A 17,588-nucleotide genomic window follows, 5' to 3' on the forward strand; every position below is an offset into this window, starting at 1 on the left:
GGAGGTCGGGGGTGGGGGGTGGAGCGGGAGCGGCCGAGGTCAGCTCGCGGGGACCAGCGGCGGGCCGGCCGGGGCGGCGACCGCGGCGGGCGCGGTGAGTTCGGCCAGCGCGGCGCGCGCGGCGGTGCGGTACTCGGCGACCCGGGCGAGCTTGATGTCCTCGTAGCCCCGGATCGTCTCGGGCAGCGCCACCAGGGCGATCACCGCGTCGACGTTGTCGGCGGTCAGCTCGCGCAGCGCCGTCCGGACCAACGTCCGGTATTCGGCGACCAGTTCGCGCTCGACCCGACGCACCTCGGCGTAGCCGAACACATCCCAGCGGGTGCCGCGCAGGCCGCGCGCGGCGCGCAGTGCCTTGAAAGCCGGCACCGCCGTGCGCCGCAGCCGGATCTTGCGCTTCATCCCGAGGTAGCGCAGCACCGGCGGGTGCAGCAGTACCGAGACCGCCGCGTCGGGGCCGAACTCGGCGTCGCGCCGCGCCTGTTCGACCGGGTCGAGGTGCAGGCGGGCCACCTCGTACTCGTCCTTGTAGGCCATCAGGTGATGCAGCGCCCTCGCATAGGCCACCGCGACCCGCTCGCCGCCCTCGGCCCCCGCCCGTTCGACGGCCAGGGTCCGGATCGCGCGCACGTCGTCGGCGTAACGGTGGGCGTAGGCCGCGTCCTGGTACCCCGTCAGATCGGCGATCCGGGTGCCGAGCACCTCGCGCAGCGCCGCTTCGCCGCCGGAGCGGTCGGCCAGGGCCACCGAGGCCGCGTCCACCGGAACCACCGCGAGCGGCGGCGCGGCGACCGCGGCGGCCAGTACCGCGGCCGGGTCCACGGCCAGCGCCCGACCCCACCGGAACGCCGCCAGGTTCTTGTCCACCGCCGCGCCGTTGAGCGTGATCGCCTGCTCGATCGCCGCCGCGCTCAGCGGCAGGCAGCCGTGCTGGAACGCGGCGCCGACCAGGATCATGTTGGCCGGCATGTGGTCGGCGAACAGCGCCTCGGACAACCCGAGCGCGTCCACGTACAGGTTGTCGGCCCGCCGGGTCGCGGTGTCGATCCGCTCCAGCGTCTCGGTCGGCGAACCGGGCAGCGCGATCTGGTTGGTGACCATCGCGGCGGTGGGCACGATCGCGGTGTTGACCACGGCGACGGTGCGCTCCGGGTCGGCGGTGGCCAGGTTGCTCTCCGCCGCCGCGCCGAGCAGGTCGAAGCCGATCAGCACGTCGGCGCCGGACCGCGAGGCGCGCAGCGCGCCGGTGATCGGCCGGGTGGAAAGGCGCAGGTCGGACACCACCGGCCCGCCCTTCTGGGCCAGGCCGGTCTGCTCCAGGCCGGCCGCGTACAGCCCGTCCATGTGCGCGGCCATCTGTAGGATCGAGGAGACGGTGACCACGCCGGTGCCGCCGATGCCGGGCATCCGCACCAGCAGGTCGTCCGCGCCGAACCGGCGCTCGGGCAGGGCGGGTTCGAGCGGCAGATCGGGTATCGCCCGGGCCTTGCGGGTGCCCGGCTCGACCAGCAGGAAGGACGGGCAGTCGCCGTTCAGGCAGCTGAAGTCGGAGTTGCACGAACCCTGGTGGATGTGCGTCTTGCGGCCGAACTCGGTGTCCACGGGCTGCACCGACAGGCACGACGACTTGTCGCCGCAGTCGCCGCAACCCTCACACACGCGCTCGTTGATCACGACCTTCTCGGCCGGGGTCGGCAACTGTCCGCGCTTGCGCAGCCGGCGCTCCTCGGCCGCGCACCGGTCGTCGTGGATCAGCACGGTGACCCCGTCGAGCGCGGACAACTCGCGCTCCACATCCTGGAGTTCGTCGCGGTGCCGGACGCCGGCGATCGGGTCGAGCCGAACTCCCCGGTAGCCGCGCGGGTCGTCGGTGGTGACCACCACGCGGCGCACCCCCTCGACGGCGAGCAGTCGGGTCAACGCCGGTACGTCCAACCGGCCTTCGGCCTTCTGGCCGCCCGTCATCGCCACCGCGTCGTTGTACAGCAGCTTGTAGGTCATCTTGGTGCCGGCCGCGACGGCGGCGCGGATCGCCAGCGAGCCCGAGTGGTGGAAGGTGCCGTCGCCGAGGTTCTGCACGAAGTGCTTGTCGTCGGTGAACGGCGCCAGGCCGATCCACTGCGCGCCCTCGCCGCCCATCTGGGTCAGCCCGAGCTGGTGCCCTCGGCCCTTCCCGTCGAGCGCGATCATCACGTGGCAGCCGATGCCGACGCCGACCAGGGTGTCGTCGGCGGTGCGGGTGGAGGCGTTGTGCGGACAGCCGGAACAGAAGTACGGGGTGCGCGAGGCCAGCATCGGCAGCGCGATCCGGGCGCGGCGCTTGGGAGCGAGCGTGGCGAGGTAGGCGGCGGCGGACGCGGGCAGCCGGTCCGCGCCGAGCCGGGCGGCGATCGCGCGGGCCACGTCGTCGGCGCCGAGTGTGCCGCGCGCGGTGAGCAGCGGGCGGCCGGTGTCGTCGCGCCGACCGACGATGCGGGGCGCGTTCGGGCGGCGGTACAGCGCCTCCTTGAGCCGGGCCTCCAGGAACGGCACCTTGTCCTCGACCACCAGGACCTCGTCCAGGCCGTCGGTCAGCTCGGCGAGTTCCGCGTCGTCCAGCGGGAACGGCATGCCGATGCGGATCAGCCGGACGTCCGGGACCGCGTCGTCGGTCAGACCGAGGTCGGTCAGCGCGCGGCGTACCACCGAGAACGACACGCCGGCGGCGAGGATGCCCAGCCGGGCGTCGGGGGTGTCGTGCACGACCTTGTTCAGGCCGTGTTCACGGGCGTACGCGCGGGCCAGGTCGAGCCGGCGGGTGATCAGGTCGTGCTCGGCGTCGAGCGCGGCCGGACCGACCAGGGTCGGCAGCGTGCCGCGCTTGGTCGCGGCCGGGACCGGGATGTCCTTGCCCCACCCGGACACGTCCACCGTGGTCGACGCGTCGGCGATGTCGGCGACGATCTTCAGGCCCGTCCACAGGCCGCAGGCGCGCGACATGGCCACCGCGTGCAGCCCGAACTCGACGATCTCGCCGACCGTGCCGGGGGCGAGCAGCGGCATCGACAGGCTTTCCATCATCGGCTCGCACGAGCTGGGCACCGTCGACGACTTGCTGCCCGGGTCGTCGCCGATCCACGCGACGGCACCGCCGAGGGGTGCGGTGCCGGCCATCGTGGCGTGTCGAATCGCGTCGGCGGCGCGGTCCAGGCCCGGGTTCTTGCCGTACCAGAAGCCGGTCACCCCGGCGTACCGGGCGCCCGGCGTCTGGTCCACCAGCTGGGTCCCGGCCACGGCGGTCGCGGCCAGCTCCTCGTTGAGTCCGGCCTGGAACACCACCCCGGCCGGGTCCAGGAACCGCTTGGCGCGCCCCATCTCCAGGTCGACACCGCCCAGCGGCGAGCCCTGATAGCCGCTGACGAAGACCCGGGTGTCCAGTCCGCGCTCGGTGTCGAGCCGACGCTGTTCCAGGGTCAGGCGAATGAGCGCCTGTACGCCGGAGATCAGCACGCGGCCCTGGTCGGCGGCGTACTTGTCGTCCAACGAAACCGACGGAGAAGCCTGATCTGCGCGCACGGGAGCCTCCGTCGAAACCGGATGGTGGGGTGGGGTGCGGTAAGCACACCAACGGCTCGCCCTCGACGCAAGTACCTTGCGGGATTTCCCTCGAAAGACGCAAAGATATTGCTGCCGAGGTGTTCTGGGACGCAGTGCTTTGCGTGTGAAGCACGTCACCGGAGGGGTGGTCCGGGCGGGCGTCCGACGGCCGATGGAGTGACGGGCTCCGTTCGGCGGACGCGGGGCCGGGGTAGCCCATGACCGCGACGGCGGTGGTCGGCGGGCGAAGGGCGGCGGCGGGATGGGCGATCCGGTGGTGCGCGAACTGCACGAACTCGACGAGTTCCGGGAGGTCGAGCGGCTGTACGACGAGATCTGGCCGCACGTCGCGGGACAGGGCGGCCGGGTGCTGACCGTCGAGCTGATGCGGGCGCTGGATCATGCCGGGAACTATGTGGCCGGGGCGTATCGCGACGGCCGGCTCGTCGGCGCGTCCGTGGCCTTCTTCGGCGCGCCGATCGGCGAGACGCTGCACTCGCACGCGACCGGCGCCGTGGCCGGGAGCGGGGTGGGCTTCGCACTCAAGCGGCACCAGCGGGAATGGGCGCTCGCGCGCGGGCTGCGCCGGATCACCTGGACGTTCGACCCGCTGGTCCGCCGCAACGCCTACTTCAACCTGGTCAAGCTGGGCGCGCGGCCGGAGGAGTACCTGCCGAACTTCTACGGCGACGACATGGTCGACACGGTCAACAGCGGGGATCGCAGCGACCGGGTGCTGGCCGTGTGGCGGTTGCACGACGCCCGGGCGCGGGCGGCCGTGGGGGAGGCGGAGCCGGCGGTGTCGGGCGCGGTGGCGCGGGCCGAGCCGGCCCTGGTGGAGCGCGACGGCCGGCCGGTGTCGCTGTGGACCGATGCCGAGGTGGTACGGGTCGCGGTGCCCGCCGACATCGAGGCGATGCGCCGGACCGACCCTGAGGCGGCCGGGGCCTGGCGGTCGGCGCTGCGCGAGGTGCTGGGCGGGCTGCTCGACGCCGGGGCGCGGGTGCTCGACTTCGACCGGGAGGCCGGCTACCTGGTGGCGCGCCGGGGGTGACGACGCGCGTCCGGGGCGACCTGGGGCCGCCCCGGACGGTGTCGCCTACCTAGTGGGCGCGCACACCCACCACGGCCTGGAGCGCGGGCAGGTAGCCCTGGCTCTGGCCGGAAGTCGTGGGGTGGTACGACTCCTCGATCGGCAAGGAGACGCCGTTGACCCAGGGGTTCGACGCGCAGACCCCGTGTCCGGCGAACCGCGAGCGTACGTCGGCGAAATCGGCGTTGGCGGCGCTCGCGCGCTGGTGGGTGACCTCGTCCAGGGTGTCGGCGGCCTGGTTGATCACGGTGCGCTTGGCCTGGCTCAAGCCCAGGAAGCACGAACCGAGTTCGAACAGGCGCGGGTAACCGAGCACGACGAGGCGGGCGTTGGGGGCCTTGGCCCGGATCTGGGCGTAGGTGGCGTCGAGATCGCCGGGCAGGGTGGTGGTCGCGTACGTCTTGGCCTTGTTCACGGCGGCGGCGCACTCGCTGTCCGAACTGAGCACGCAGGTGGTGATGGTGCTGACGAATCCGGCGTCGTTGCCGCCGATGCTGATGGTCACCAACTGCGTGGCGCTGTTCAGGACGGACAGTTGACCGTTGCGTACGTCCGCGGTCTTGGCACCGGAACAGGCGGCGAACGCGAAGGTGCCGCCCGGGTGGGCCTGATTCCACAGGGCGGGGTAGGACTTGGCGCTGCGCTTGCACGAGCCGCTGTCGGGAAGGTAGGAGCCGGTACCGACCCCGGAACTGTACGAGTCGCCCAGGGCGGCGTAGTTCGTGGCGTAGCTCGCCGCAGGCGCGGCCTGGGCGCTCGGAGCGACGACGCCGATGGCGGCGGCGGCCACGGCGGCGGCCACCGCGGCGATGGTGCGAGGCATGGGAAGCACGGGCGGGTCTCCTCGGAAGACGTGGGGACGCCGCGTCCCACGTTGGGATGCCCGAGCCGGAACGGCCTTGCCTCGTCCGCCTCTACCGCAGTCGTCACCCTTGACACTCGGCTTTGCGCACACATCGTCCCGCCCCGATCTCCCCTGTGCCTAGGCGGATTTCGGCCGGTTGACACGTGTAGAACAGGCCCCGAAGCCGATACCGGGGCAGCGCGGCCGCACCGTCGTTCACGACCCCGGCAGGGCGTTTTCCAGGAGGACCTCCGCCGCGGCCCGCGCGTGGCGTCCGTAGTCCGGGTCGTTGAGCACCATGGCGCGGCCGGCGGCCCCGTCCGCGAGGGTGACCAGTTGCTCGGCGAGCGCGGCGGGTTCGTGGCAGCCCAGTTCGGCCACCAGGGTGGTGACCAGTCGCAGCATCAGCAGTTTCTGCTCGCGGGCATGGGAGTGGACCGCGCTGCGCGGGTCGGGGAACTCCGCGGCGGCGTCGATGAACGGGCATCCGCGCACCGGAGCCGCGCCCGTCGGGAACGGGCCGAACAGTGCGAGGACACGTTCGCGCGCGGGGACGTCCTCGCGAGTCAGCGCGCTCTCCAGGGTCTGCCCGGTCGCCGCGAGGTCTTGCAGGTGCGCGATGACCAGGTCGTCCTTGGTCCGAAAGTGCGCGTAGAGGGTGCGCTTGGACACGGGCGCGTGCTCCGCGACCTGTTCCATGCCGGTCGCGTTGATCCCCTGGGAGGCGAACAGCCGGGCGGTGGCGGCCAGGATGCGTTCGCGTCCGCCGCGCCCCTGCCGTCGAGACGTCGTAGGCACCGTGGTCATGGCGGGAAGTATACGTTCTCGTTTACTTAAGCACGGACGCATGCTTAGGTAGACGCGAACGTTTACCTGACGGACCTTCGAGGGGTGCTCCATGAGCGGGCCGGTTTCCATCGAATCGAGCGAGTACGCGGAGAAGCTGATCCGCGGCCGCCGTGCGACCCGCGCGTTCCGCCCGGAGGCGGTGCCGGACGACACCGTGCGCGCGATCTTCGCCCTGGCCGGCGCCGCGCCGTCCAACTCCAACGCACAACCGTGGCGCGTCGAGGTCGCCGGCGGTGCCCGGCGCGAACGCCTCGCGGCGGCGTTGCAGGCCGCCCACGCCGAACGGCGCACGTCGGCCGACTTCCCGTACTCCGAGGGCATGTACGCGCCCGTCCACCAGGAGCGGCGGGCGGCGTTCGGCGCCGACCTGTACGGAGCCCTGGGCATCGGTCCCGACGACCACGCGGCGCGTACCGCCTACGACGCGGAGAGCCTGCGCTTCTACGGAGCGCCGCATGCCGCGTTCCTGTTCGTCACCGGAGACGGCGGGGCGCGACTGGCCGCCGATGTCGGTGCCTACATGCAGACGCTGCTCCTGGCCATGACGGCGTACGGTGTGGCCAGTTGCCCGCAGGGCCTGCTCGGCTTCTACGCCGACACCATTCGCGCCGAACTCGGGGTCACCGAAGGCAAGTTGCTCGTGGGCATCTCCTTCGGTCACGCCGACGAACACGCTCCGGTGAACCGGGTCAGGACCAAGCGGGCCGCACTGGAATCGACCACCACCTTCCACGTGTAGGCCGCCGCGGGTGTTCCGATGTCAGTTCGCTCGGGCGCGCCGGCGGGCGAGTTCGGCCTGCCACGTCGCGAGGGTGTCGGCCAACGGATGCGGGGTGCCGTTGGCGTTGGCCTCGGCCAAGGCGTCCTGATACGCCTCCTCGAAGTCCATGCGCAGGTCGTCGGGGAGTTCGGCGCGGAGTTCGGCGGGAGTCGGGTGGGTCGGGCCGCCGATGTGGATGGTGCGGTGGGGTGTCCGGTCGTTCATGGGGACAGGGTGGCGCATGGCGGGGGCGTCGGCGATTCAGTCGGCTTCCGGGGCGTGAAGGGCGTCCAGGGCTTCCGCGGCTTCCGGGGCGTCCGGGTCGAGGGTGGCGAGGCGGCGGGCTCGGGCGGTCAGGGCCTCGTAGCCGGCGCGGTCCTTGCAGGTGACGGCCATACGTTGGATCTCGGTGAGGGTGTCGGCGGCCGCGGCGAGGTGTACGGCGAAGTCGTCGTAGCGGTGGGCGTCCCAGGCCGCGGCGGCGGCCTTCAGGCCCTGGCTGACCGCGCGTTCGTAGTCGGCGCGGAGATCGTCGTCGACGACGGCGAGGGCCTGATCGGTGATCCGCGCGTTCAGGCCGGTACCGGTCACGACGAGGTGGATGTCGGGTGCGCGATCCATCCCCCCAGCGTGGCACCGTGACACCCCGCCCCGACACCCGGCGCGCGGAGCAGGACACACCCCGCTTCCGCGCGCTCCCACGACCGGAGTGCGCCACTCGGACGGCCGGACAGGTGCGCGAGCGGACGTGGTCGGTCCGGCGGCAGGCGGACGACGAGGGTGCGGGTCCATTCGGGGGCGAGGGCGCCATCGGTGAAGACGGTTCGGACATCGGCATGGGCCGTGGACCCGTCCACGGTCCATGCCGCGACCGCCGACCCGGCCGCGTGACCTTGGATCTGCCCGAATTCGGGCAGATTCTTGCCGTAGGGGCGGCATGGGGCCAGGATCGGGGAGTGGCTGACGGCGAATTGGTGGAGCGCATCGTGGCGACGACCGGCCTCGCACCCGGCGAGGTGGCGCGGATCGTCGACGACGTGCTGGCCTGGTATCGCGAGCCGGTCGAGGACTATGTGCGGCGCCGGCATCGCCATCACAAGGTCTACGGTCGGCGCAACGCGCAGATCTATCGCCTGATCGCCGACGAACTGGGCGAACGCCTCGTCGCGCCACCGCAGTTGACCGAACGTCAACTGCGCCGCGTGATCTACGGCTGAGCCGACCGGGCGACGGTCGCGACCGCGACCGCCGTTGCGGCGCTCGCAGGCCCCGTGCACACCATCCACCCCCGACCGCCCCGCCGGTCGGTCCGTCGACCTGCCGAGGAGCGCAGCAGTATGTGTGGAATTGTCGGATACATCGGCGCCCAACAGGCCGCCCCCATCCTGCTCGAAGGTCTGGGACGACTGGAGTACCGCGGCTACGACTCGGCCGGCATCGCCGTGCTCGGCGCGCGTGGCACGGTCAAGGTGGTCCGCCGGGTGGGCCGCGTGCACGCGCTCGCCGCCGCCGTGCCGGCCAAAACCGCCGGGCGGGTGGGCATCGGGCACACCCGCTGGGCCACCCACGGCGCGCCCTCGGAGGCGAACGCCCACCCGCAGCCCTCCGCCGACGGCCGGATCCAGGTCGTGCACAACGGCATCATCGACAACGCGGCCGAACTGCGCGCCCGCCTCGCGGCCGAGGGCGTCGACCTCGCCTCGGACACCGACACCGAGGTCCTGGCCCACCTGATCGCCGGCGCGACCCGGACGCGGGACACCCTGGAAACCGCCGTCCTGGCCGCGCTCGCGCAGGTGACCGGGACGTACGCGATCGCTGTCGTGGACACCGCGACGCCGGACCGGATCGTGGTGGCCCGCAACGGCTCGCCGCTCGTGATCGGGGTCGGCGAGCGCGAGATGTTCGTGGCCAGCGACGTGTCCGCCCTGGTCCGGCACACCAGTTCGGTCGTACACCTGGAAGACGGCGAACTGGCCAGTGTGACCGCCACCGGCTTCCGGACCTTCACCCGCGAGCGGGACGACGTCGCCAAGACGCCCACCACGGTCGAACTCACCGTCGAGGAACTCGAACTCGCGGGCCACGACCACTTCATGCACAAGGAGATCCACGAACAGCCCTCCTCCGTCGAGCGCATGCTCGGCGGCCGGCTCGACGACCGGTTCGGCTCGGCCCGCCTCGACGGCCTGCGGATGGAACTGCGCGAGTTGCGGGGATTTCGCCGGGTCAAGGTGCTCGGCTGCGGATCGGCGTACTACGTGGGCCAGTTGGGCGCGACGCTGATCGAGGACCTGGCCCGGGTGCCCGCCGACGCCGAGCCCGCCTCGGAGTTCCGCTACCGCGATCCGGTGATCGAGCCGGACACGCTGTACGTCGCGGTCAGCCAGTCCGGCGAGACCGCCGACACGCTCTTCGCGGTCCGCGAGATCCAGCGCAAGGGCGGCCGGGTGGTCGGATTGGTCAACGTGGTCGGCTCGTCCATCGCGCGCCAGTGCGACGGGGGAATCTATCTGCATGCCGGGCCGGAGGTCTCGGTCGCCTCGACCAAGGCGCTGACCCACATGGCGGTCGGCTTCGCGTTGCTCGCGCTCGCCCTCGGCCGGGTACACGACCTCTCACACGCGGACGGCGCACGCATCCTGGCCGGCCTCCAGGCGCTGCCCGGCCAGATCGCCGAGATCCTGGCGGACGAGGAGGCCATCGCCGAGGCGGGCCGGCGGCTCGCGGACGCGCGCAGCCTGTTCTTCATCGGCCGGGTCCGGGGGTATCCGGTGGCGCGCGAGGCGGCGCAGAAGTTCAAGGAGATCACCTACCGGCACGCCGAGGCGTACCCCAGCAGCGAACTCAAGCACGGGCCGCTCGCGCTGATCGACGCCGACCTGCCGACCGTGGCCGTCATCCCGGACGACGACCTGGTCGAACGCAACCTCGCGGCCGCGCACGAGATCCGCGCGCGCGGCGGCCGGCTGACCGTGATCACCCACCCGGGGGTGGACCTCGGCGACCTGGAGGCCGACCGGATCACCGTGCCGCGCAACGAGCGCGAACTCGACCCGATCCTGCTCACCATCCCCACCCAGCTGCTCGCGTACCACGCGGCGCGAGCCCTCGGCGAGGACATCGACCGCCCCCGCAACCTGGCCAAGTCGGTCACGGTCGAATAGCCCGACGTCGGCGCCGCTCGGCTCACCCGAAAGGTCCAAGCGCGGTGGCACGAGCCCCCGAGTGGGGGATTCTCGCGACCATGCCCCGACAATCCCACCGCTCCCGCCGACCACGCCCACCTCGGCACCCCGGTGTCCCGGCCTCGGCCCGGACACCACCCGCTGGGGTGGGCGTTTGTCTGCCCGCTGCCCGTCGCTCCCCGTTCCGCCCGGCCCGGCCGCAGGAAATATATCGCGCAACGTTGACTGTCGTCATAATTGATAGATACTGGCTCCGCGACTCCCGCTGACACCAGGATGAGGTGCGCGCACATGGAGCTGTCCCGTTCCGCTCACGTCGACACGTTCTGTCGTGATCGATTGCCACCTGCCGAGCAGTGGCCCGAACTGCGTTTCGAACTACCGGAATTGCGCTACCCGACCCGGCTGAACTGCGCCCGGGTCCTGCTCGACGACACCATCGATCGGCTCGGTGCCGAGCGACGGTGTCTGGTCACCCTGGACGAGCGGTGGAGCTACGGCGACCTGCGAACCAGGGCCAATCAGGTCGCCCGGGTGCTCACCGAGGACCTCGGCCTGGTGCCGGGCAACCGGGTGCTGCTGCGCGGTCCGAACAACCCGTGGCTGGTCGCCTGCTGGTTCGGCGTACTCAAGGCGGGCGGTGTCGCGGTGACCACGATGCCGCTGCTCCGGGCGCACGAGTTGACCACGCTGTGCGAGATCGGCCGACCCACGATCGCGCTGTGCGACCACCGCTTCATGGACGAACCGACCGCCGCGGCCGTGCCCGGCCTGACCACCGTGGCCTACGGTGGCGACGCGGCCGACGACCTGACCCGGCGCTGCGCGACCAAGAGCGCCGACTTCGAGGCCGTGGACACCGCCGCCGACGACGTTGCGCTGATCGCGTTCACCTCCGGCACCACCGGTCGGCCCAAGGCCACCATGCACTTCCACCGCGACGTGTTGGCCAACTCCGACACCTTCTCCCGGCACATCCTCAAGCCCACCCCGGACGACCTGTTCGCGGGCACCCCGCCGCTCGGCTTCACCTTCGGTCTCGGCGGCCTGGTGGTCTTCCCGCTGCACGTCGGCGCGGCCACCCTGCTGCTCGAACACGCCACCCCCGAGCGGCTGGCCCGGATCGTCGCCGACCACGGTGTCACCGTGCTGTTCACCGCGCCGACCGCGTACCGGGCGATCATGTCCGCGGGCCATGCCGATCTCCTCCGGGGCCTGCGGCGCTGCGTGTCGGCGGGCGAGACGCTGCCCGCGGAGACCTGGCACGACCTGCACGCGGCCACCGGGATCGAGCTGATCGACGGCATCGGCGCGACCGAGCTGCTGCACGTGTTCGTCTCCGCCGCCGACCAGGACATCCGGCCCGGCGCGACGGGGCGGGCCGTACCCGGCTTCGAGGCCGCCGTCCTGGACGCCGACGGCAAGCCGGTTCCCGACGGCACGCCGGGACAGCTCGCGGTCAAGGGCCCGACCGGGTGCCGCTACCTGGACGACCCGCGCCAGCTCGACTACGTGCGCGACGGCTGGAACATCACCGGCGACACCTACATCCGGGACGCCGACGGCTATCTCTGGTACCAGGCGCGCAGCGACGACATGATCATCTCCTCCGGCTACAACATCGCCGGCCCCGAGGTCGAGGTGGCCCTGGCCGCACACCCCGACGTCGCCGAGTGCGGCGTGGTCGGCGCGCCGGATCCCCGCCGCGGGCTGATCGTCAAGGCGTACGTCGTGCTGCGCCAGGGGGTCGCGGCCGACGCGAACACCGCCGAGCGCATCCAGTCCTACGTCAAGAACACGATCGCGCCGTACAAGTACCCGCGCGCCGTCGAGTTCGTGGCCGCCCTGCCCCGAACCGGCAACGGCAAGCTGCGCCGCGCCGAACTGCGCGCCTGGGCCGCCAATACCGGCGAACCGGCCCCGAACTCCCTTGCCCCGGAAGCCTCGTGAAAGGCGCGACGATGCCCCAAGACAGCCCGCTCGGCTCGACCGGCCCGATCCGGCCCGACGTGAGCGACCCCACCGACCCGGCCGTCGACGACCCCACCGGCCTGCCCTCGGTCCTGGTCGAGCGCCGCGTCGAGTGGCAGGACACCGACGCGGCCGGCCACTACCACCACTCGGCCGTACAGCGCTGGGTCGAGGCGTCCGAGGCGGTGCTGCTGCGCCGACTGGGCGTGGGCGACCTGTTCGGCCGGATCCCCCGGGTGCACTTCGAGGCGGACTACCTCGAACGCCTGTGGTTCGGCGAGGCCGCGTACATCCTGCTGCGGATCGACCGGGTGGGTACCAGTTCGCTGCACTACTCGTTCGAGGTGCGGGGCGAGCACGGTGTGGCCGCGACCGGCCGGTTGTCCGTCGTGCACTGCCCGCCGGACCACAAGGGCGCGTCGCCGTGGCCGGACGAGGTCAGGGCCGCGCTGTCCAAGGGCGGCGCGCAACGTCCGGAGTCCTACACCTGACCCCCGCGCGCTTTGCGAGGCCGGGCGGATCGCACCCCCGATCCGACCCCTCAGATATCGCGTGATGTTGACGACCGTGGAATTTATTACATACGCTCGGATAGGCCGGGAACATTGGAGGACGCTGTGCGCATAGCAGTCATCGGCGGCGGGCCGGGCGGGTTGTACTTCGCCGCCCTCGCCAAGCAGCTCTCGCCGGCGTCGGAGATCACCCTGTGGGAGCGCAACGCACCCGACGACGTGTTCGGCTTCGGCGTGGTGTTCTCCGACGAGACCCTGGACGGCATCGCCCAGGCCGACCCGGAGATCTTCGCCGCGATGTCCGAGGGCTTCGCCCGCTGGACCGACGTCGACGTGCGCTACGGCGGACGCACGCTCACCTCCGGCGGGCACGGGTTCGCCGCACTCGGCCGGGAGCGGCTGCTGCGCATCCTGCAGGAGCGCTGCGCGGCGCTCGGCATCGACCTGCGCTACCGCACCGAGGCCCCGCCCGTGGACGAACTGGCCCGCACACACGACCTGGTGGTCGCCTCCGACGGGGTGCGCTCCAACGTGCGCGAGCGCTACGCCGACGTGTTCCGGCCCGATCTGGACGAGCGCGGCTGCCGCTACATGTGGCTGGGTACGGACAAGGTCTTCGACGCGTTCACCTTCATCGTCGACAAGCACGACTTCGGCGTGGTGCAGGTGCACGCGTATCCGTTCGACGACCGGCGCAGCACGTTCATCGTGGAGCTGGCCGAAGACGCCTGGCGGCGCGGCGGGTTCGCCGAGTTCGCCGGTCGCGAGCTGCCGCGCGGGGCCAGCGACGAGGCGGGTATCGCGCGCTGTGAGGCGCTGTTGGCCGAACACCTGGACGGACACCGGCTGATCCCGAACAACTCGCGGTGGATCCGGTTCACCACGGTGCGCAACGCCACCTGGCACCACGAGAACGTGGTCCTGCTCGGCGACGCCGCGCACACCGCGCACTTCTCCATCGGCTCGGGCACCAAGCTCGCCATGGAGGACGCCCTCGCGCTGGCCGCGTGCCTGAACGAACACGCCGACATCCCGGCCGCGCTCACCGCCTACGAGGCCGAGCGCAAGCCGGTCGTGGCCTCCACGCAGCGGGCCGCGCAGGCCAGCCTGGAATGGTTCGAGAACATCGACCGGGCGGTCGGCCAAGCGCCCGAGCAGTTCGCCTTCAACCTGCTCACCCGCAGCCGCCGGGTCACCCACGCCAACCTGTCCGAGCGCGACCCGGCGTTCGTGGCGCAGGTGGACGCGGCGTTCACCGCCGGGCGGGCGGACCGGGTGGACGCGGCGCCGATGTTCCAGCCCTTCCGACTCGGCTCGGTCCGGCTGCGCAACCGCGTGGTGGTGCCGCCGATGGCCACCTACGCGGCCGTCGACGGCTTCCCCGGCCCGTTCGAGGCCGCCCACCTGGGCGCGCTCGCGCTCGGCGGGGCGAGCCTGGTCTTCGCCGGGATGACCGCCGTACTGCCCAACGGCCGGGCCACCGCGGCCTGTCCGGGCCTGTGGTCCGACGCGCAGGAGACGGCCTGGCGCGACGTGGTCGCCCGGGTACGCGAACAGGTCCCGAACGGGCCCCTGTTGGGTATCCAGCTCACACACGCCGGACGCCGCGCGGCCGGTTCGGTGCCGGACACCGACGGCACATGGGCGCCGCTGGGCCCGAAGGGCCGGCCGACCGTGGCCGCGTCCGCGATCGCCTGGGACGCCGAAGGCGACTTCCGCCCGCGCGAGGCGGACCGGGCCGATCTGGACACGATCACCGCCGCGTTCGCCGCCGCCGCCGCACGCGCCGACCGGGCGGGCTTCGACGCGCTGGAACTCCAGTACGGCCACGGCCACCTGCTCTCCGGCTTCCTGTCCCCGCTGACCAACCTGCGCGAGGACGAATACGGCGGCTCGCTCGCCGGCCGACTGCGCTTCCCGATCGAGGTGTTGTCCGCCGTGCGGGCGGTGTGGCCGAGCAACAAGCCGCTGGTGGTGCGGATCTCGGCGAGCGACTGGGCCGAGGGCGGCACCACCGAGGACGAGGCGGTCCGGATCGCTCGGGCGCTCGCGGCGGCCGGCGCGGACGCCATCGACGTGTCCTCGGGCGAGGTCGTGCCCCACGAGCGACCCGCCTACGGACGCGGCTACCAGACGCCGTTCGCCGACCTGATCCGCAACGCCACCGGCGTGCCGACCATCGCGGTCGGCGCGATCTCCACCTACGACGACGTCAACTCGATCCTGCTCGCGGGCCGGGCGGACCTGTGCGCGGTGGGCCGCGCGCACCTGTACGACCCGCTGTGGACGCTGCACGCCGCCGCCGAACAGGGCTACACCGGGCCGGGCGCGCCCTGGCCGAGTGCCTGGCGGCCGGGCAGTCACAAACCGCCCGGCGCGGGTAGTGATCGGGTGCCGCCGCGGCTGCACCTGTCGCGCGAAAGGGTCGAGACCGTACCGCGGCGGTGGCGACCGGAGACCGACCCCCGCCTGCTCGCCGCACCCGGCCGGGGGTGACCCGACACCCCGACCTCGTATCCGCCGACCGAACAGCGCACCACGAGGAGCCCGCCATGACAGGTCCCACCCCACCGATCGTGCTCACCGGCGCACAACGCGACAACCCGCCCCGGTTCAAGGCCGCCGCCGTCCAGGCCGCGCCGATCTACCTGGACGCCGCCGCCACCGTGGCCAAGGCGGTCGCGCTGATCCGCGAGGCCGCCGGCAACGGCGCCGAACTGATCGTCTTCCCCGAGGCGTTCGTCCCCGGATACCCGTACTGGAACTGGACGATGAACCCGGTCCAGGGCTCGCCCTGGTACGAACGCCTGTACCGGTCCTCGGTGGACGTGCCGGGCCCGCACGTGGAAACGCTGCGCACGGCGGCCCGGGCGGCCGGCGCGGTGGTGGTGATCGGCGTCAACGAGCGCGGCCCGCACAGTATGGGCGTGCTCTACAACACCATGCTGACCATCGACGCCGACGGCGAACTGATCGGGGTGCACCGCAAGCTGGTGCCCACCTGGGCGGAGAAGCTGACGTGGACCGGCGGCGACGGCAGCTCGCTGCGCGTGCACCCGACCGGGATCGGCCCGCTCGGTGTGCTCGCGTGCGGCGAGAACACCAACACGCTGGCCCGCTTCACCCTGCTCGCCCAGGGCGAACTGGTGCACGCCGCGAGCTACATCGCGCTGCCCGTGGCGCCCGCCGACTACGACATGGCCGACGCGATCGCGGTCCGCACCGCCGCGCACAGCTTCGAGGGCAAGGTCTTCTCGGTAGTCGCCTGCTCGACCATCTCGCCCGAGATCGTCGACGCCATCGCCGGCGACGACGACGAGGTGCGCAAACAGCTGGGCCGCGAACGCAGCGCCTACTCGGGCGTGTTCGGCCCGGACGGGCGTCCCATCGGTGAACCGCTGATCGACGACGAGGGCATCGTCTACGCCGACATCGACCTCGCCAGGTGCATCCAGCCCAAGCAGATGCACGACATCGTCGGCCACTACAACCGCTTCGACGTCTTCGCGCTGAACGTGGACAACCGGCCCCGGTCCCCGATCACGTTCACCCACGACCCCGCCGCCGCGCCGCCCCTCGCCCCCGCCCCCGTACCCGAGGAGGAGACATGACCACCCAGGACGACAAGATGCTGGGCCGGGCCCGAGTCACCGACACCCCGGAACTGAGCGCCTACTACGCCGAGTTGGCCGAACGTGAGGCCGGCGCGCTGTGGACCGTGGCGAACGAGATCGAACCCTGGTACCCGCAGCCCAAGTCGGTACCCACCCTGTGGCGCTACAGCGAACTGCGCCCGCTGGTCCGCAAGGCGCTCGACCTGGTCAAGGCCGACGACGCCGGCCGCCGCGTGGTCATGCTGGTCAACCCCGGCCGCCGGGACATCAGCGCCGCGGCGGGCCTGCTGTACACGGGCCTGCAGATCATGGGCCCCGGCGAGTCGATGACCGCGCACCGCCACCAGGCCGCCGCGCTGCGTTTCGTCCTGGAGGGCACCGGCGCCTGGACGATCGTCGACGGCGAGAAACTGCGGGTCGGCGCCCGCGACTTCGCGATCACCCCGAACGGGACCTGGCACGAACACGGCAACGAGTCCGACGACACGCCGGTGATCTGGCAGGACGGCCTGGACATCCCGCTGGTCAACGCGCTCGACGCGGGCTTCTACGAGGTCCACCCGGACGTCTACCAGGTGCCCGGCAAGGTGGTGAACTCCTCCGTCCTGACCTACGGCGGCAACCTCGTGCCGTACGGCGTCGAACGGTGGACCCGGCCCTACTCGCCGCTGCTCGCCTGGCCGTGGGAACCCACCTACCAGGCGCTGCTCGACCTGGCGAAGGCGAGCGAGGGATCGCCGTACGACGGCCTGATCATGGAGTACACCAACCCCGCCACCGGCGGCTCGGTGATGCCCACGATGAGCGCGCACATCCAACTCCTGCGCGCCGGTCAGGCGACGAAGGCACACCGGCACACCGGCTCGGTCGTCTACACCGCGGCCAAGGGCCACGGCGTCTCGATCGTGGCCGGACAGCGGTTCGAATGGCACGAGGGCGACGTCTTCGCGGTGCCCGCGTGGGCCTGGCACGAGCACGCCAACCTCGACCCGGGCGAGGACGCGGTGTTGTTCTCGTTCAACGACTTCCCCGTGATGCGCTCGCTGGGCTTCTTCCGCGAAGAGGCGTACGTCGACAACGACGGCCACCAGCCGACGCCGGCCGGCTGAGCCGGTTCATCCCGTAAACCCACCACCCGAGGCGCCGCGACCGCGCCGCCCGGACGCAAGACAGTGAGGACA

At 72.0% G+C, this 17,588-nt stretch carries 14 protein-coding genes; 9 read left to right on the forward strand and 5 right to left on the reverse strand.

Features of this window, described 5'->3' with window-relative positions:
• Positions 1 to 39: 39 nt before the first annotated feature.
• The gene (locus ACMXN5_RS26685) at positions 40 to 3,555 is read right to left on the reverse strand and encodes an indolepyruvate ferredoxin oxidoreductase family protein (protein ID WP_439677348.1); all 3,516 of its coding nucleotides are present in this window, start codon (positions 3,553 to 3,555) and stop codon (positions 40 to 42) included.
• A gap of 283 nt (positions 3,556 to 3,838) precedes the next feature.
• Between ACMXN5_RS26685 and ACMXN5_RS26690 the strand changes: the two genes are divergently transcribed.
• Complete coding sequence (locus ACMXN5_RS26690; protein WP_439677349.1) at positions 3,839 to 4,630, forward strand: GNAT family N-acetyltransferase; 792 nt, start codon at positions 3,839 to 3,841, stop codon at positions 4,628 to 4,630.
• A gap of 49 nt (positions 4,631 to 4,679) precedes the next feature.
• Here the strand turns inward: ACMXN5_RS26690 and ACMXN5_RS26695 are convergent, their stop codons facing one another.
• The gene (locus ACMXN5_RS26695; RefSeq protein WP_395792020.1) at positions 4,680 to 5,492 is read right to left on the reverse strand and encodes an SGNH/GDSL hydrolase family protein; all 813 of its coding nucleotides are present in this window, start codon (positions 5,490 to 5,492) and stop codon (positions 4,680 to 4,682) included.
• Between the two features lie 237 nt (positions 5,493 to 5,729).
• Complete coding sequence (locus ACMXN5_RS26700; RefSeq protein WP_439677350.1) at positions 5,730 to 6,320, reverse strand: TetR/AcrR family transcriptional regulator; 591 nt, start codon at positions 6,318 to 6,320, stop codon at positions 5,730 to 5,732.
• Between the two features lie 91 nt (positions 6,321 to 6,411).
• Between ACMXN5_RS26700 and ACMXN5_RS26705 the strand changes: the two genes are divergently transcribed.
• Positions 6,412 to 7,101 (forward strand): nitroreductase, encoded by a 690-nt coding sequence (locus ACMXN5_RS26705; protein ID WP_439677351.1) that lies wholly within the window; start codon positions 6,412 to 6,414, stop codon positions 7,099 to 7,101.
• Positions 7,102 to 7,122: 21 nt separating this feature from the next.
• Here the strand turns inward: ACMXN5_RS26705 and ACMXN5_RS26710 are convergent, their stop codons facing one another.
• Positions 7,123 to 7,347: a DUF6247 family protein gene (locus ACMXN5_RS26710; RefSeq protein WP_439677352.1), complete on the reverse strand. Its 225-nt coding sequence runs from the start codon at positions 7,345 to 7,347 to the stop codon at positions 7,123 to 7,125.
• Between the two features lie 36 nt (positions 7,348 to 7,383).
• Positions 7,384 to 7,743, reverse strand: a complete 360-nt coding sequence (locus tag ACMXN5_RS26715; protein ID WP_439677353.1) for a hypothetical protein — start codon at positions 7,741 to 7,743, stop codon at positions 7,384 to 7,386.
• A gap of 266 nt (positions 7,744 to 8,009) precedes the next feature.
• On the opposite strand from ACMXN5_RS26715, the gene ACMXN5_RS26720 reads away from it, so the two are divergent.
• From ACMXN5_RS26720 to ACMXN5_RS26750, 7 genes are all read left to right on the forward strand, one after another.
• Positions 8,010 to 8,339, forward strand: a complete 330-nt coding sequence (locus ACMXN5_RS26720) for a hypothetical protein (protein WP_439677354.1) — start codon at positions 8,010 to 8,012, stop codon at positions 8,337 to 8,339.
• Positions 8,340 to 8,459: 120 nt separating this feature from the next.
• Entirely contained in the window at positions 8,460 to 10,289 is a 1,830-nt protein-coding gene (gene glmS, locus ACMXN5_RS26725; RefSeq protein ID WP_439677355.1) for a glutamine--fructose-6-phosphate transaminase (isomerizing), read from the forward strand.
• Between the two features lie 312 nt (positions 10,290 to 10,601).
• Positions 10,602 to 12,260 (forward strand): AMP-binding protein, encoded by a 1,659-nt coding sequence (locus tag ACMXN5_RS26730; RefSeq protein ID WP_439677356.1) that lies wholly within the window; start codon positions 10,602 to 10,604, stop codon positions 12,258 to 12,260.
• An 11-nt stretch (positions 12,261 to 12,271) separates the two neighbouring features.
• Positions 12,272 to 12,772, forward strand: a complete 501-nt coding sequence (locus tag ACMXN5_RS26735; RefSeq protein WP_439677357.1) for an acyl-CoA thioesterase — start codon at positions 12,272 to 12,274, stop codon at positions 12,770 to 12,772.
• Between the two features lie 126 nt (positions 12,773 to 12,898).
• Complete coding sequence (locus ACMXN5_RS26740) at positions 12,899 to 15,289, forward strand: FAD-dependent monooxygenase (RefSeq protein ID WP_439677358.1); 2,391 nt, start codon at positions 12,899 to 12,901, stop codon at positions 15,287 to 15,289.
• A gap of 56 nt (positions 15,290 to 15,345) precedes the next feature.
• Positions 15,346 to 16,404, forward strand: a complete 1,059-nt coding sequence (locus ACMXN5_RS26745) for a carbon-nitrogen hydrolase family protein (RefSeq protein ID WP_439677359.1) — start codon at positions 15,346 to 15,348, stop codon at positions 16,402 to 16,404.
• Positions 16,401 to 17,516 (forward strand): cupin domain-containing protein, encoded by a 1,116-nt coding sequence (locus ACMXN5_RS26750; RefSeq protein ID WP_439677360.1) that lies wholly within the window; start codon positions 16,401 to 16,403, stop codon positions 17,514 to 17,516. Before ACMXN5_RS26745 ends, ACMXN5_RS26750 begins: the two co-directional genes overlap by 4 nt.
• Positions 17,517 to 17,588: the final 72 nt, after the last annotated feature.

Source organism: Embleya australiensis (assembly GCF_051903075.1).
Lineage (GTDB): Bacteria > Actinomycetota > Actinomycetes > Streptomycetales > Streptomycetaceae > Embleya.